Consider the following 15,250-nt stretch of genomic DNA (forward strand, 5'->3'; position numbering starts at 1 on the left):
GGTGACCGCATGGGCGATCGCTGGCACGTCGAGGTCGACCGTGGTGTCTGCATCGGATCCGGCATGTGCGTGGGCCACGCCCCGGACGCCTTCCGGCTCGACGCCGCCCGCCAGTCCCACCCGCGCGCCGCGGAGACGGACGCGGGCGAGAGCGTCCTCGCGGCGGCCGAGGGCTGCCCGGTCGAGGCCATCCTCCTCACCCTCGCCGACGGCGGCGAACCCGTCTTCCCGCCGGAGGAGTAGAGCCGGAGGAGTAAGGACGGGCGACGGGGGCAGGCGCGGACCGGGAGGAACGGGAACCTGGACGGGTACTTCATGCGGGTACCTCGTGCGGGTGTCACGTGCGGGTAGGTGCGCGGGTATGGGTGCGGCGCGTCTCCCCTTGTGTGAGCGGCGAGTTGGTTCCCGTATGCAAAACTACTCCCTTGATCACGGGGGCAAGAGGCTTTCGTGCGCGCGAGTTTGGGAGAGTTGTGCGCAAGGCGAAGTGGGTGGCCGCGGCCGCCGGTGTGGTGCTGCTGGTCGCGGGTTGTGGCAGCAACGACAGCTCTGACAAGGGTGGTTCGAACGCAAAGGAGAGCGGCTCGACGGCCGGGTCCGAGGCGGGTGGCGGCGGTGCGGAGGCGGGCGGCGCGGAGCTGACCGCCGACGCGGTGCGGACGGAAATCGAGACCGCGGCGACCGGTGCCGGCTTCGCCAAGAGCGACCGGCCCGAGAACGTGCCGACGGGCCTGGAGCAGTGCATGGTCTCCTGGACCCCGGACGCCCAGAAGGCCGCCGACCCGAAGAAGTCCGCCGCGGAGACGGTCACGGCGCTCGGCAAGGGCGGCTGGAAGACGGAGAAGACCTTCTCGCAGTCCGGCTCGACGATCACCTCGCTCGCCAAGGGCACCTGGCAGCTGAAGTCCAGCGACCACAGCGCGGGCCCGGTGAAGCTCGTCATGTTCGTCGCCACGGACACCACGCCCGCGTGCGAGGCGCTGTTCAAGGCCGACCTGGAGAAGAACAAGAAGTCGTAGCGACGCGCACCGGCCGCGCCCGCGCCCCTGACCGGGGGCCGGGCGCGGTCCCGTACGCCGTACCCGCACCCCGTCTGCCGGAGAGTCGGCGGCACCGCGCTCAGTCGCGGGCCGGCTCCTTGGCGGCCTCGGCCCCGGACCCGGCTTCGTCCCCGGCACCCCCGCCACCCCCGCCACCCGCGCCCGGCCCCGCCGTCTCCTGGGCCGTCAGGTCGATCAGCCGGCAGGCCATCTCGATGTCGATCTTCACCTGGGCGATCGACGCCCGCCCCGACAGCCAGGTGATCAGCGCCGAGTGCCAGGTGTGCTCGATCACCCGGACGGCCGAGAGCTGTTCCGGTGTCGGGTGCTCCGTGCCCATCGCGTCCAGGACGATCGCGGTCGTCAGTCGCGAGACGGTGTCGACCTCCGGGCTCACGCTCCGGTCGGCGAACGTCAGCGCCCGCACCATCGCGTCCGCGAGCTGCGGCTCGCGCTGTAGCGCCCGGAAGGCCCGCATCAGTGTCTGGGCGACCCGCCCCGCCGGGTCCTCGCCCGCCGGCGGGCGTCTGCGCAGGGTCGTGTGCATACGCTGGAGCTGGTCCTGCATGGTGGCGACGAGCAGGTGCACCTTCGAGGGGAAGTAGCGGTAGAGCGTGCCCAGGGCCACCCCGGCCGCCTCCGCGACCTCCCGCATCTGCACGGCGTCGAACCCGCCTCGCCCGGCGAGCTCCGCGCTGGCGTGCAGGATGCGCCGCCGACGGGCCTCCTGGCGTTCCGTCAGGGCTGGTGACGCAGGTCTTTCTGCCGCGGTCATGGGTCTCGTTCCGTGCGGTGGGAGAGGCGTGACGAGAAGCGGTGCAAGGGTGGCGCGAGGGTCGTACGCGGGTGGTGCGGGGCCGGCGCCGGGCGGCGCGGGGGCCCGTGGAGAGCGCTGAGGGAGCGACAGTATGACGGGTCGGCGGCCGTGGCGGGAATCACCTGGTCCGCCTCTCTCCGCCGAGCTACCTGCCGGTAGATTCAGTGCTCTCGGAGGACCAGAGGGTTCAAGTCTGTAACTTGTTCTAGATTAGCGCGGGCGGTTACGCTCCCGCGAAAAGCACGCTCGAAGGGGGTCCCAGTTGACCGCGGAGGCCATAGAGGCAAGCCCCCGGCAGGGTGGCGCCGCGGACGGTGACCGTCCGTTGCGGATCGCTCTCCTCACGTACAAGGGGAATCCGTTCTGCGGCGGCCAGGGCGTCTACGTCCGCCACCTCTCGCGTGAACTCGCCCGGCTCGGCCACAGCGTGGAGGTCATCGGCTCGCAGCCGTACCCCACCCTCGACGAGGGCGTCCCGCTCACCGAGATCGCGAGCCTCGACCTCTACCGTCAGCCCGACCCGTTCCGCACCCCGAAGCGCGACGAGTACCGGGACTGGATCGACCGCCTCGAAGTGGCCACCATGCGCACCGGCGGCTTCCCCGAGCCGCTCACCTTCTCCCTGCGGGCCCGGCGCATGCTCGCCGCCCGCAGCGGCTCGTTCGATGTCGTCCACGACAACCAGACCCTCGGGTACGGACTCCTCGGCGGCCCCCGCGCCCTCGGCGCGCCGCTCGTCACCACGATCCACCACCCCATCACCGTGGACCGGCAGCTCGAACTCGACGCCGCCGCCGACTGGAAGCGCCGCGCCTCCGTCCGCCGCTGGTACGGCTTCACCCGGATGCAGAAGCGGGTCTCGCGCCGGCTGCCGTCCGTCCTCACCGTCTCAGGCACCTCCCGCCAGGAGATAGTCGAGCACCTCGGCGTCCGCCCCGACCGCATCAGCGTCGTCCACATCGGCGCCGACACCGACCTGTGGTCCCCGGACCCGGCCGTCGCCGAGGTCCCGGGCCGGATCGTCACCACCTCCAGCGCCGACGTCCCCCTCAAGGGCCTCGTCTACCTGATCGAGGCGCTCGCCAAGCTCCGCACCGAGCGGCCCGACGCCCATCTCGTCGTCGTCGGCAAGCGCGCCGAGGACGGCCCGGTCGCCCAGGCCATCGAGCGGTTCGGGCTCGACGACGCCGTCCGCTTCGTCAAGGGCATCACCGACGCCGAACTGGTCGACCTCGTACGGTCGGCCGAGGTCGCCTGCGTCCCCTCCCTCTACGAGGGCTTCTCGCTGCCCGCCGCCGAGGCCATGGCCACCGGCACCCCGCTCGTCGCCACCGACGGCGGCGCCATCCCCGAGGTCGCCGGACCCGACGGCGAGACCTGTCTGTCGGTCCCGACCGGCGACGCGGGCGCCCTCGCCGCCGCCCTCGGCCGGCTGCTCGGCGACCCGGAACTCCGCGCCCGCCTCGGCGCCGCCGGCCGTGCCCGCGTACTGGAACGTTTCACCTGGGCCCGCGCGGCCCAGGGCACCGCCGACCTGTACCGCGCCGCCATCGCCGCCCAAGGGGCCGGCCGCAGGGGCAGCGCCGCGGCGCCCCGCCGCTGAACCGCCGCCCCCGCCCGTACCGCACCCTCGCACGAACCAAGCGGCCCGCCCCGGGACACGCCCCGAGCCGAACCCCGAGCCGAACCCTGAGGCAGGGAGGCCCGAAGCCTCCCGGTCCCCGGAGTTTTCGACGCTTCGAAGCCCCAGCGCCCCGAAGCCCGAAAGCCCCCGAAGTCCCCGAAGCCCCTGAAAGGCAGACCCCCGTGCTGACCGTCGACTTCACCCGCTTCCCGCTCGCCCCCGGCGACCGCGTACTCGACCTGGGCTGCGGCGGGGGCCGGCACGCCTTCGAGTGCTACAAGCGCGGCGCCCAGGTCGTCGCCCTTGATCAGAACGCCGAGGAGATCCGCGAGGTCGCCAAGTGGTTCGCCGCCATCAAGGAGGGCGGCGAGGCCCCGGCCGGCGCCACCGCCACCGCGATGGAGGGCGACGCGCTCAACCTGCCGTTCCCCGACGAGTCCTTCGACGTCGTCATCATCTCCGAGGTCATGGAGCACATCCCGGACGACAAGGGCGTCCTCGCCGAGATGGTCCGCGTCCTCAAGCCGGGCGGCCGCATCGCCGTCACCGTGCCCCGCTACGGCCCGGAGAAGATCTGCTGGACGCTCTCCGACGCGTACCACGAGGTCGAGGGCGGCCACATCCGCATCTACAAGGCCGACGAACTCCTCGCCAAGATGCGCCAGGCCGGTCTCAAGCCGTACGGCACCCACCACGCCCACGCCCTGCACGCCCCGTACTGGTGGCTGAAGTGCGCCTTCGGCGTCGACAACGACAAGGCGCTGCCGGTCCGCGCGTTCCACAAGCTCCTGGTCTGGGACATCATGAAGAAGCCTGCCGCGACCCGGATCACCGAGCAGCTGCTCAACCCGGTCATCGGCAAGAGCTTCGTCGCCTACGCCACCAAGCCCCACCTCCCGAAGGCCGACGCCCAGTGACCTCACCCGAGCGGATCGCGGAGCACCTGGTCCTGCCGGGCGTCCTCACCGCCGAGCAGGCCGCGCAGACCGTGGCCGGCATCCTCGCCGTCCAGCGCGAGGACGGCGCCATCCCCTGGTTCCGGGGCCACCACCTCGACCCCTGGGACCACACCGAGGCCGCCATGGCCCTGGACACCGCCGGCGAGCACGAGGCCGCCGCCCGCGCCTACGCGTGGCTGGCCCGGCACCAGAACTCCGACGGCTCCTGGTACGCCGCCTACCGGGACGGCGACCCCGACGACGTCACCGACCGGGGCCGCGAGTCCAACTTCGTCGCGTACATCGCCGTCGGCGTCTGGCACCACTACCTGTCGACGGGCGACGACGTCTTCCTCGACCGCATGTGGCCCGTCGTCTACGCGGCCGTCGAGTTCGTGCTCGGCCTCCAGCAGGCCGGCGGACAGATCGGCTGGAAGCGGGAGTCGGACGGTACGGCGGTCGACGACGCGCTGCTGACCGGCAGTTCCTCCATCCATCAGGCGCTGCGCTGCGCCCTCGCCATCGCCGACGAACGCGAGGAGCCCCAGCCCGACTGGGAACTCGCGGCCGGAGCGCTCGGCCACGCGATCCGCAGCCACCCCGAGCGTTTCCTCGACAAGTCCCGCTACTCCATGGACTGGTACTACCCGGTCCTCGGCGGCGCGATCACCGGACCCGAGGCCGCCGCGCGCATCGACGCCCGGTGGGACGCCTTCGTCGTCCCGGGGCTGGGCGTACGGTGCGTGCTGCCCAACCCGTGGGTCACGGGCGGCGAGAGCTGCGAACTCGCCCTCACGCTCTGGGCGATGGGGGAGTCGGACCGCGCGCTCGACATCCTCAAGTCCATCGGCCATCTGCGGGCGGACAACGGCAACTACTGGACCGGTTACGTCTTCGAGGGCAACCGGGCCGTCTGGCCGGACGAACAGACGACGTGGACGGCCGGCTCGCTGCTGCTCGCGGTGGCGGCGCTGGGCGGCGACGAGGCGACGGTGGCGGTGTTCGGCGGCGAGCGGCTGCCGCGAGGGCTGGAACCGGACTGCTGCGGCTGAACCATTCAGCCATCCGACCCGCGGGCGAGCTGCGTGAATCGGGCGCTGGGGCCGCTCTAGGATGTGCGTGCCCATGACTGGCATGGGTACGCACAACAGGGAGAATCGGGCACGATGGACGGCGTGGGGGCGGGCGGAGACCTTGATCTGGAGCATGAGGTCGACCGTGGTCTCGCGGGTGAACTGCTCGCACTGAAGAAGGCGTCGGGATCGAGCTTCTCCCAGCTCAGCCAGAAGACCCACTACGCCAAGTCGTCGTGGGAGCGGTGGGTCAACGGCAAGCAGTTCCCGCCGCGCGACGCCGTCGAGAGCCTCGCGAGGCTCTGCGGGACCGACCCCGGGCCGCTGCTCGCCCTCTGGGACGCGGAGGACGTACGGCGCGCCGCCCCGGCCCCGGGACCGGGACCGGAATCCGACACGGTCGCGGCCCCGGAATCCGGCGGGGTCGAGCACGGGGAGGTCGAGCGCGGGGAGGTCGGTCCTGGCGAGGCCGGGCCCGGGGGCGGTGTGCCCACCGGGGCCGATGTGCCCGCCCGGGACGGTGGGTCCATAGCCGGGGAAGAGCCTTCGGCCGCCGTCCCCGTTCGTCGTAAACGCCGCGCCCTCTGGGGCTCGTTCGCCCTGGCCGCCCTTCTGATCGGCGGTGTGGGCGCGTACGCCGTCGCCGCCTTCTCCGGCGACGAGGAGCCGACGATCCCGGAGCCGGCCCAGGCCGTGAAGGTCGTGGGCCCGGCGACCGGCTGCACCCTCACGGCCTGCGAGGGCCGCGATCCGAAGAAGATGAACTGCGGCGCCGACGCGGTCACCGTCCGCACCGCCGCCATCCCTCCGGACCTCGTCATCGAGCTGCGCTACAGCAAGGCGTGCAAGGCCGCCTGGGGCCGGATCTCCTTCGCCGAGGTCGGCGCCACCGTCGTCGTCAACAACTCCGACGGCGCCGCCCAGGCGGATGTCGTCCACTACGACCGCGACGTCTACACCCCGCTGATCGCAGCCCCGGACCACGGCTCGGTCTTCGCCTGCGCGGACCTTCCGAAGAAGAAGGACACCAAGGACAACGCGCCCACCTGCACGGGCCGTTTCATCCCGAGCCGGGAGCAGGGGCAGCCGTAGCCGTAGTCGTAGTCGTCACCACGGGCGTGGTCATGCTGAGGCTGTGGCTGGAGCAACAGCCTTGCTGGGGACGGCAGTTCGATTCGAAGGGTCAGCTCTTGGCCGCGAGCACCTCGCGCGCCGCCTTGTCCTGGCGGGCGAGCAGGGACGTCCAGTCCTTCGTGACGGCCGGGTTGCGCTTCAGCCATTGCTCCTGCATGGCGGCGAGCCGGGTGTACGCGACCGTCAGATAGCCCGTCTCGCTCTTGCAGCGCAGGTCGGACTTGAGGACGTCGCGGCCCTTCAGACGGGCCTTCTGGTCCGGCAGCGTCTGGAGGAGCGTCTCCGGGTCGCGCTGCGCGGGGAAGCCGGCCCGGTCCATGCACTGCCGCCAGCGGCCGGTCGCGCTCTGGAAATCCGGGTCCTTCTCCACCGCCGCGCGCGCCTGCTCCTGGCCCTCGAAGAGTTCGATCTGCACCTGGAGCCAGCGCGGCCGTCCGTCCCCGAGCATCCGGATCTCGGCATCCGCGAGGCACCCGTTGCCGGGCCGGGACACGCTCATGCCGGCCGTGCCCTTCACGGTCACGCGCTTCGCCTCGTCGCCGAAGAGAGCCTTGCCGAACGCCGGGGATGCCTCCGGGCTGCCGGGCTTCGGGGGAGTCTCCCCGGCTTCCGGGGGCGTGGGAGTGGTCGCGGAAGGAGGCGTCTCCAGGCCGAAGGGCCGGGGCCGCGCGTCCTCGTCGGCACCCGCCGGGGGAGTGGCCTTCGGGGCGTAACGGAAGCCCTTGTCGGCCATACAGTCGATGGCGTACCGCCGCTGGGCCTCGGCGCTGCGGGCCTGGGCGGCGTCCCAGGCGAAGATCTTGTCGGTGACGGGCGGCAGCTTGTGCAGCCGTTCGAGCCCCGCCGTCGTCGCGAGGGGCTCGTCGGACCGCTTGGGCGCGCCGGAGGTCAGCACCGTCGCGCCGACGACGGCCGCTCCGCCGGCCAGGACGGCGGCGAGGGTGAGCAGGGCGCGAGGAGGACGGCGGGTCCCGGGCATGGTCGCGGACGCCTTTCGTCGGAGTGCGGAGTGCGGAGTACGGAGTGCGGTGGACGGAAATCGGAGGAAGAGGAAGAAAGAGGAAGTAGGGAGCGGAAGAGCGGACGGGGACCGGCACACCCCTGTAGCGCCGGGCCCCGTTCACACGTCAGGCCTTGAACACACCTCGGGTCGGTTCACGCGCCGGGCGCGTGCACCGGTCGGCGATGGATCAGAAGCACTTGATCGTCGTCGACGGACGCAGCAGGAGCGAGCTGGCCTGGGCCTCCTGCGAGGCGGTGAGACGGCCGTAGTTGACCTGGCTGCCCGGGTTCACGCAGAACAGCAGACCGCCGCCGTAGTTGATGTCGCGGTAGTAGTGGCTCTCGTAGCCGCCCGTGCTGGAGTTGCTGGCCGCGCGCACGTTGTCGTTGACGTTCTCGCCGCTGCCCGGCGTCGGGTAGTTGTCGGTGAAGTAGTCGTCGGTGAAGTTGGGGTCGCTGTTGTAGTAGTTGTGCGCACCGCTGTCGCCGATGCCGGCCCAGTACGCGCAGTGGTACCCGTCCTTGCACATGTATCCCGCGGCCGCCGTGCCCGCCGTGGCGATGCCGGCGCCGACGAGCAGCGCGGTGGCGGTGACGACCGCCGCGGTCTTCTTGCGGATCCCCGTGCTGATGCCCATGGTTCGTTCCTTCTTCTCTGTACTGCGAAATCAAGAAGTCGCCGCGCACACGGTCGTACGCGACGACGCCAGCGTCGCACCGGCCGCCCGCGCCGGTATTGGACGAAAGCGCGAGGTCGGGAGGGTCGTACCGCCGCGTGCGGAGCGGTGCGCTCAGCCCGCGATCCAGGCGGCGTTCGCCGTGCCGCCCGCCGCCAGCCACCGCCCCGGCGGCATGCCCGTCAGTTCCTTGAACTCCCGTCCCAGATGGGACTGGTCGTAGAAGCCGCACACCGACGCGGTGTCCGCTGCCCCGCGCCCCGCCGTCAGCTCCTCGACGGCGTGCCGCAGCCGCAGCACTCGGGCGAGCCGCTTGGGCGAGAGCCCGATCTGCTCCCGGAACCGGCTCTCCAGGTGCCGAAGGCTCCAGCCGGTCCGGTCCGCGACCTCGCGGATCCGCATATGGCCCTGCGCCTGGTGCAGCAGCCGCCACGCCTCCAGGACCGCGGGGGCGACCGTGTGCTCGGGCGCCGCGTCGGCCGTCCACGCGAGCAGGGTCTCGTCGAGCAGGGCGAACCGCTCGTCCCAGCCCGGCGCGTCCGCCAGCCGTTCGCCCAGCGTGCGGCAGCGTGCGCCCAGGACGTCCGCGGGGTCGGTCAGGACGTCGCCGAGTTCCGCGAGCGACGCGCCACCGAACAGCCGGTACGCCGCCCACGGCGCCAGGGCCGTCTCCACCCCGTGGAACTCACCGCCGTGCCCGAGCACCCGGGCACGGGTGTGCAGCCCCGACACGACGGACGCGTGCCGCGCGGCCCCGGCGCCCGGCCGGCCCCCGCCCACCCTCAGCTCGCCGCCGAAGCCGATGAGGAGCGACACCCGCCCGCTCGGCACGACAAGCCGCTCCTGCGGCACCCCCGCCCGCGCCCGGAAGCCGCGGTACGACCCGATGCCCGCGCGCAGCCGCGGGTCCGGCGCCTTGATGAACCACTCGCAACGACCGCCCCCTGTACACACCCGGTGTCTGACCATCGACCCCTCGAACCTCCCCCACCCGGAACCGTCCCGGGCCGGTGATCCACTGTCCGATTGGCCGCCGGGCGGAGGCCAGAGGTGCGGCCGTCCCAGGGACGCCGAGGGACGTCCCACGGCTCTGACCTGCGAAGATCCGGAGGGGGGAGGGGGAGGAAGGGATGGCGTACGTCGTACCCGGGCCCCCTGGGCAGGCGCCCTGGCTCAGGCGCGTGTCAGGTCCGCCAGGGTACGGAGTGTCATCGGGTCCGGCGCCGTGACCAGCAGGTCCGTCACCGGGCCCTTCCGCCACTCCTCCAGCCGTGCGGCGATCCGTTCCCTCGGCCCGACGAGGGAGATCTCGTCGGCGAAGGCGTCCGGTACGGCGAGGACCGCCTCGTCCCGTCGCCCGGCCGCGAAGAGGTGCCGGACGCGTCGGGCCTCGGCCCCGTATCCCATGCGTGTCATGAGGTCGGCGTGGAAGCTGCGGGCCGCGTGCCCCATGCCGCCGATGTAGAAGCCGAGCATCGCCTTGACGGGCAGCAGCCCCTCCGCCACGTCCGCGCAGACCCGCGCCCGCACCAGCGGCGCGACGAGGAAGCCGTCCCGGACGTCAGAGCCGTCCGCCGCCAGGCCGTAGACCTCGGCCCAGCGAGTGGGCGACCAGTACAGCGGCAGCCAGCCGTCGGCGAGGGCGAGGGTCTGGGCGACGTTCTTGGGGCCCTCGGCGCCGAGGAGGACGGGCAGGTCGGGCCGGAGCGGGTGGGTGATCGACTTGAGGGGCTTGCCGAGTCCGAGTCCGAGTCCGAGTCCGAGTCCGAGGCCGAGGCCGCCGAGCCCGGGTCCGGTGCGGTTGCCGGTGTCGCCGGGGCCGGCGCCGGTGCCTGGCCCGGGGTACGGATGCGGGTGGTAGCGCCCGTCGAGCGTGACGGGCCCTTCGCGGCGCAGCACCTGCCGGACCACGTCCACGTACTCGCGGGTCGCGGTCAGCGGTGAGCGCGGGAACGGCCGGCCGTACCAGCCCTCCACCACCTGCGGCCCCGAGAGCCCGAGCCCGAGCAGCATCCGCCCGCCGGAGAGGTGGTCGAGGGTGAGCGCGTGCATCGCGGTCGCGGTCGGGGTCCGGGCGGCCATCTGCGCGACCGCCGTGCCGAGCCGGATCCGGGAGGTGTGCGCGGCGATCCAGGTGAGCGCGGTGAACGCGTCGGATCCCCAGGCCTCCGCCGTCCACACGGAGTGGTAGCCGAGTCGTTCGGCCTCGCGGGCCAGTTCGAGGTGGGTGGGGGAGGGGCCGCGTCCCCAGTAGCCGAGGGCGAGTCCGAGACGCATGCCGGGCAACCTTTCTGACGTGACGTCAGTTCGCTTGCGCCCGGCGACTGTACGGCAACGGCCCCCCACCCGGAAGAGATCCGGATGAGGGGCCGTCGACGAAGAGGGACCCGGTGGGGCGGGGCGGCGAGCCGCGCCCGTCCCGCCCGCGATCGGCCAGGCGGCTCAGCCGCGCTGGATGCCGGTGGTGTCCTGGAGTACGCCGCGCCGCCCGTCCTGCGTCTGGGCGACGAGCGCCTGGCCGCGCTGCTCGACGGCCAGGTACCAGGTGCCGGGGGCCAGTTCGGCGAGCGGGGCCGAGCCGCCGTCCTCGCCGTACAGCGGGCGGGCGACGGGGACCGCGAACCAGAACGGCGCGAAGTCCGCCGCCGGAGCCTGCGCGTGGGCCGGAGCGGCCTGCTCCTGGGCCTGCGGCTGCGGCTGCGGCTGGGAGTGCTGCTGGGCCGCGGCGCCGTAGGGCTGGCCGCCGCCGAGCGAGGGGTCGGGCTGCGCGGCGTACGGCTGCTGCTGGGCGCCCGGGTAGCCGTAGCCGCCGGGTGCGCCCTGCTGGCCACCGAGGTGACCGGGCATGCCGGCCTGACCGGGCTGGCCGGGCTGGGCCGCGTACGGCTGCGGGGTGCTCGGCCCGGCGGCCGGGAGCAGCGGGGCCTGCAGGGCCGGGACGAGCGGGCCCGCGATGGCTCCGCCGGCGAGGACGAGCGAGGCGATGAGGCCGAGGATCAGGCCGGCACCGGCGTTGTTCGCCTCGAAGACCCACATCAGCAGGGTCCAGGCGGAGGCGACGGCGAAGGAGACGCCGACCTGGCCGAGTTCCAGACCGACCACCTTGCGCTGCCGCATCTGGGGCATGGTCCGCGAGGCGACCACGAGGGCGGCGCCGGCGATGCCGAGGAGGAAGGAGCCCCAGCCGAGCGGGGACACCTCCCACGAGAACGCCGAGTCGAACGCGTCGCACGCGTTGCCCGGCAGGTCGCAGCCGGAGATGCCGAGGAACGAGGCGATGAACAGCACCACCGCTGCGCCGATCAGCACGCCATCGCCTCGGGTGAGGGAGCGGATATTCACGTAAAAGAATCCTTCGTCGGGTCGTCTCGTCGGGGTGGTGCGAAGCGCGGGGGCGCCCCCGCCGCCGGGGCGAATCTATCGTCCGGCGGTCCGCCTGGCGGTTCTACCCCTGGAGGTAGGCCTCGATGCCGTCGGCGATCCCCCGCGCCGCCTTCTGGCGCCAGCCGGCGTCCGTCAGCAGGGCGGCGTCCTTCGGATCGCGCATGTTGCCGCATTCGAGGAAGACCTTGGGCACGGTGGAGAGGTTGAGCCCCCCGAGGTCGTTACGCACGTCCAACCCGGTGCCGGAACCGATGTAGTTGGCGGGCCTGGTGCCGGTGGTCCGGGCGAAGTGCGTGACGAGCTTCTCACCGAGGGTACGGGACGGGGCCACGATCGCACCGGTGTCGGCGGCCCCGTCCTTCACGCGTGCGGGGAGGATCACATGGAACCCGCGGTTGCCGGTCGCCGATCCGTCGGCGTGGACGGAGACGACGGCGTCGGCCTTCGCGGCGTTGCCGATGCGGGCGCGTTCGTCGATGCAGGGGCCGTAGGGGCGCTCGGCGTCGTGGACGAGAACGACCTCGGCGCCCTCCTTTTCGAGGAGATCGCGCAGACGGTGTGAAACATCCAGGGTGAAGGTGGCCTCGGTGTAACCGGCGTTGGTGGAGGTCCCCGTGGTGTCGCATTCCTTGCGGGTCGTCCCGATATCCACCTTCTTGTTGATTTCGGTGGAATGCCGGAAGTTCCCTGGGTTGTGGCCCGGGTCGACGACGATCACGCGCCCGGCGAGCGGCCGGTCGGCCGTCGGCGTGGCACTGCCGGAGCGGGCGGGCCCGGACTGGCTTGGATGGGCCGATTCCCGTGCGCCGGCGGACTCGGTGCCCTGGGATCCGGCGGCTCCGGCCGGGCTCCCGGCCGGGGAGTCCTTGGCGTCGGAGGTCGTGGCGCCGGGGGCGTCCGAGGACTGTGGCACCGGGGTCGCGGCGCCGCCGCACGCGGTCAGGGCGAACGGGAGTACGAGCGGCAGGGTGAGGGTGAGGAGCTTGCGATGGTGGTACGGCACCTCGCGACCGTAGCGGTTTCCGGCCAGGAATGCCCGTAGCGGAACCAAGCCGGTGGAAGGTGTGTGAGGGGAAAGTGAAGGATGTGCGGCACGCACCGGTGCGACGAACTAGCGTGACCGGACAGTGTGATGAACAGAGGGGGGACCGGTGGCCGGGGACCAGCACGACCACGGCGGCGACGGAACGACGGGGCGGGACGGGCGTACGGGCGACGGTGGGGCCGCCCCGGCGCCGCGGCCACCCGTACAGCCTTCAGCGCGACCGCCCGTCCATGACGCGATTCCGCCCGGGTACGAGCCCGCGCGGTCGGGGGAGCGCGCGGCGGGCGAGGTGACGGACGCGGAACCGAACGACGCGGTGCCGGAGGCGAAGGATGCCGTGCCGGGGGCGGCGGAAGCGGCTCAGGCGCCGGGGGTCCCTGAGGTCCCGGAGGTTCCGGAGGTGAACGACGCCGTGCCGCCGGGCTACGAGCCGGTGCGGCCCGCGAGCGGCGCGCTGCCGGAGGCGGGCGAGGCGCCCGCGGCCACGCTCGCGCTCACCCCCGTACCCGCGCCCACACCCACCCCCGCGCAGCCGATGACACCTCCGCCGTCGGCGCCTTCCCTGCCTCCCACGCCTCCCGCGCCGCCCGTGCCTCCCGTGCCTCCCGTCCAGGGGGAGAACGGAGCGCCCGCACCCGCACCCGGATTCGGGCCGCCGATGGCGGCGCCGGGCGGGTTCGGCGTACCGGAAGCTCCCGGGGTTCCCGGCGCGCCCGGAACCCCCGGCCAGGGCGCGGTCCCGCCGGGGTACGGGACACCCCAGCCCGGTTACGGCGGTTACGGCGGCTACGGCGCCGCCCCTCAGCCCGGCTACGGCGCGATACCCCCGGCGTACGGCGCGGTCCCGCCCGGCCAGGGCGCCCCGCCCCAGGGCCCCGGCGGGTTCCCGCTGCCGCCCATGCCCCCCGGACCGTCCGTCCCGCCCCCGCCGCCCGGCCCCGCGAACCCCGCGCAGGCCGCCGCCGTGGCCCTCCTCAACCTCTCCTGCCTGGGCCTCGGTTACGTGCTGCTCAAGCAGTGGGTGTTCGCCGTCGTCTGCTGGGCGGTCACCGTCGCGCTGCTCGTGGTGGCCCTGCCCGCCGACCCCGACGGCATCCCGCTGGGCGTCCTCGTCGCGTTCGGCGCCGTCCACCTCCTCGCCGCCGCCGACGGCGCCCGCCGCGCGTTGCGCGCCCGCCCGGAGGACCTGGCCCTGCCGAGCCGGCGCAAGCTCGTCCTGCCGGTCGCGCTCGCCCTGTTGCTGGCCGTTCCTGGCGGGGGGACCTTCGCGTACGGCGTGGCCCACGACGCGGCCGTCGAACAGCAGCTCCTCGACCGGCTGGCCGTCGCCGACAAGAAGGTGAAGGACAGCGCCGACGAGCCCTTCGAGTCGGTCAGGGCCACCTACCGCGAGGCCCTCGACACGTATCAGGAGATCGGCACCAAGCACTCCGGTACGCAGGCGGCGGAGAAGGTCCCGATCCGGATCCAGACGTACTACAAGACCGTCTCCGCCCCGTACGACCGCGAGGACTTCTGCGGCTCCATCGCCGCTCTCAAGCACCTGCGGGCCCTGCCCGCCCTGGTGGACAACAGGCTGATCGGCAACCTCGCCGGCAAGGCCGACGACCCGCTGGCCCACTCGCTGTACGAGTGCGGGACCCGCTCGATCGGTGCCTCCGGCACCGAGCAGACGGCGGCCGACCAGCTCAACGAGGTGATCGGCACCTTCCCGAAGTCGCCCTACCCCGCGCGCATCGAACCGGCCCTCCGCGCGAACCTGGCCGCCCGCGAGAACAGCGGCGACTCCACGCCCTGCGAGACGGCCGAGGAACTGCGGCGCTTCGGCGCCACGGTGGGCCGGCTGCCCGGCGAGACGTACGGAGCGCTCGGCAAGGACGTGAGCCGGTCCACCTGGCGCAGTGAATTCGGCTGCGGACTCGACCAGTTCAAGAAGAAGGAGTACGACGAGGCGATCTCCACCATGGACGCCTACGTCAAGAACAACGGGTCCAGCCCGAAGGCCGACCAGGCCCGCAGCGTGTCCATCGCGGCGGAGATCGCCAAGGAGACCCCGGCCGCCGGCAAGAAGGTCCCGTCCGGCGCGACGGAGGGCTCGGGCCAGACGATGGTCGTCAGCAACGACGGCCCCGGCGAGGTCCAGCTCCTCTTCACCGGCCCGGTCACCGGCCGCGTCACCATCCCGTCCTGCGGCTCCTGCAAGTCCTACCCGGCCATCGTCGCCCCCAAGGGGGGCGTCAAGCCCTGCTCCGGCTCCTCCTCGAAGTACCCGAAGCGGACGCTGCACCTGCCGGTGGGCAACTACCAGTTCCTGCAGAAGCGCAGCAGCACGCGCACGTCGGCCGAGGTGAAGAAGGCGAGCAGCGACAAGATCGAGGCGGGGTACTCGTACACGAACTGTCTGTACGTGACGTCGTTGTACTAGGGCGTGTTTCGAAAGTAGCTCCGTCCGCCCGGAGGGCGGGGCCTGCGGCGTCTGGTGCGTGCGATCGCAAGGCGGAGGATCATCCTCGTAC

The 15,250-nt window shown here is 72.7% G+C and carries 14 protein-coding genes; 7 read left to right on the forward strand and 7 right to left on the reverse strand.

The window, feature by feature from the left end:
• The first annotated feature begins 9 nt into the window (after positions 1–9).
• Together ABZ990_RS23505 and ABZ990_RS23510 are read left to right on the forward strand one after the other, a co-directional pair.
• Positions 10–243: a ferredoxin gene (locus ABZ990_RS23505; RefSeq protein WP_361234878.1), complete on the forward strand. Its 234-nt coding sequence runs from the start codon at positions 10–12 to the stop codon at positions 241–243.
• Positions 244–473: 230 nt separating this feature from the next.
• Positions 474–1,019, forward strand: coding sequence for a hypothetical protein (locus tag ABZ990_RS23510; protein ID WP_361234825.1), 546 nt, complete (start codon positions 474–476; stop codon positions 1,017–1,019).
• A 100-nt stretch (positions 1,020–1,119) separates the two neighbouring features.
• On the opposite strand, the gene ABZ990_RS23515 is transcribed toward ABZ990_RS23510, so the two are convergent.
• Positions 1,120–1,815, reverse strand: a complete 696-nt coding sequence (locus ABZ990_RS23515) for a TetR family transcriptional regulator (RefSeq protein WP_361234828.1) — start codon at positions 1,813–1,815, stop codon at positions 1,120–1,122.
• 304 nt (positions 1,816–2,119) lie between these two features.
• Here ABZ990_RS23515 and ABZ990_RS23520 point away from each other — a divergent pair, with 304 nt between their 5' ends.
• The 4 genes from ABZ990_RS23520 to ABZ990_RS23535 all read left to right on the forward strand — a co-directional run bounded on the left by ABZ990_RS23520 (position 2,120) and on the right by ABZ990_RS23535 (position 6,584).
• On the forward strand, positions 2,120–3,460 hold the full coding sequence (locus ABZ990_RS23520) for a glycosyltransferase family 4 protein (protein WP_361234831.1): 1,341 nt from the start codon (positions 2,120–2,122) through the stop codon (positions 3,458–3,460).
• Positions 3,461–3,663: 203 nt separating this feature from the next.
• Positions 3,664–4,398, forward strand: coding sequence for a class I SAM-dependent methyltransferase (locus ABZ990_RS23525; RefSeq protein ID WP_361234833.1), 735 nt, complete (start codon positions 3,664–3,666; stop codon positions 4,396–4,398).
• Positions 4,395–5,471, forward strand: a complete 1,077-nt coding sequence (locus ABZ990_RS23530) for a prenyltransferase (RefSeq protein ID WP_361234838.1) — start codon at positions 4,395–4,397, stop codon at positions 5,469–5,471. The genes ABZ990_RS23525 and ABZ990_RS23530 overlap by 4 nt, the downstream gene beginning before the upstream one ends.
• 114 nt (positions 5,472–5,585) lie before the next feature.
• Positions 5,586–6,584 (forward strand): DUF2690 domain-containing protein, encoded by a 999-nt coding sequence (locus tag ABZ990_RS23535; RefSeq protein WP_361234841.1) that lies wholly within the window; start codon positions 5,586–5,588, stop codon positions 6,582–6,584.
• A 91-nt stretch (positions 6,585–6,675) separates the two neighbouring features.
• Here the strand turns inward: ABZ990_RS23535 and ABZ990_RS23540 are convergent, their stop codons facing one another.
• The 6 genes from ABZ990_RS23540 to ABZ990_RS23565 form a co-directional block, all read right to left on the reverse strand.
• The gene (locus tag ABZ990_RS23540; protein ID WP_361234844.1) at positions 6,676–7,605 is read right to left on the reverse strand and encodes a hypothetical protein; all 930 of its coding nucleotides are present in this window, start codon (positions 7,603–7,605) and stop codon (positions 6,676–6,678) included.
• Positions 7,606–7,816: 211 nt separating this feature from the next.
• The gene (locus tag ABZ990_RS23545; RefSeq protein ID WP_361234847.1) at positions 7,817–8,266 is read right to left on the reverse strand and encodes a hypothetical protein; all 450 of its coding nucleotides are present in this window, start codon (positions 8,264–8,266) and stop codon (positions 7,817–7,819) included.
• A gap of 153 nt (positions 8,267–8,419) precedes the next feature.
• Positions 8,420–9,274 (reverse strand): helix-turn-helix transcriptional regulator, encoded by an 855-nt coding sequence (locus ABZ990_RS23550; RefSeq protein ID WP_361234850.1) that lies wholly within the window; start codon positions 9,272–9,274, stop codon positions 8,420–8,422.
• A gap of 204 nt (positions 9,275–9,478) precedes the next feature.
• Complete coding sequence (locus ABZ990_RS23555) at positions 9,479–10,582, reverse strand: LLM class flavin-dependent oxidoreductase (protein ID WP_361234852.1); 1,104 nt, start codon at positions 10,580–10,582, stop codon at positions 9,479–9,481.
• Positions 10,583–10,747: 165 nt separating this feature from the next.
• Complete coding sequence (locus tag ABZ990_RS23560) at positions 10,748–11,647, reverse strand: hypothetical protein (RefSeq protein WP_361234855.1); 900 nt, start codon at positions 11,645–11,647, stop codon at positions 10,748–10,750.
• A gap of 103 nt (positions 11,648–11,750) precedes the next feature.
• Positions 11,751–12,692 (reverse strand): N-acetylmuramoyl-L-alanine amidase, encoded by a 942-nt coding sequence (locus ABZ990_RS23565; protein ID WP_361234858.1) that lies wholly within the window; start codon positions 12,690–12,692, stop codon positions 11,751–11,753.
• A 442-nt stretch (positions 12,693–13,134) separates the two neighbouring features.
• Here ABZ990_RS23565 and ABZ990_RS23570 point away from each other — a divergent pair, with 442 nt between their 5' ends.
• Positions 13,135–15,159, forward strand: coding sequence for a hypothetical protein (locus ABZ990_RS23570; protein ID WP_361234860.1), 2,025 nt, complete (start codon positions 13,135–13,137; stop codon positions 15,157–15,159).
• Positions 15,160–15,250 lie beyond the last annotated feature (91 nt).

Source organism: Streptomyces sp. NPDC046203 (assembly GCF_040646255.1).
Taxonomy (GTDB): domain Bacteria; phylum Actinomycetota; class Actinomycetes; order Streptomycetales; family Streptomycetaceae; genus Streptomyces.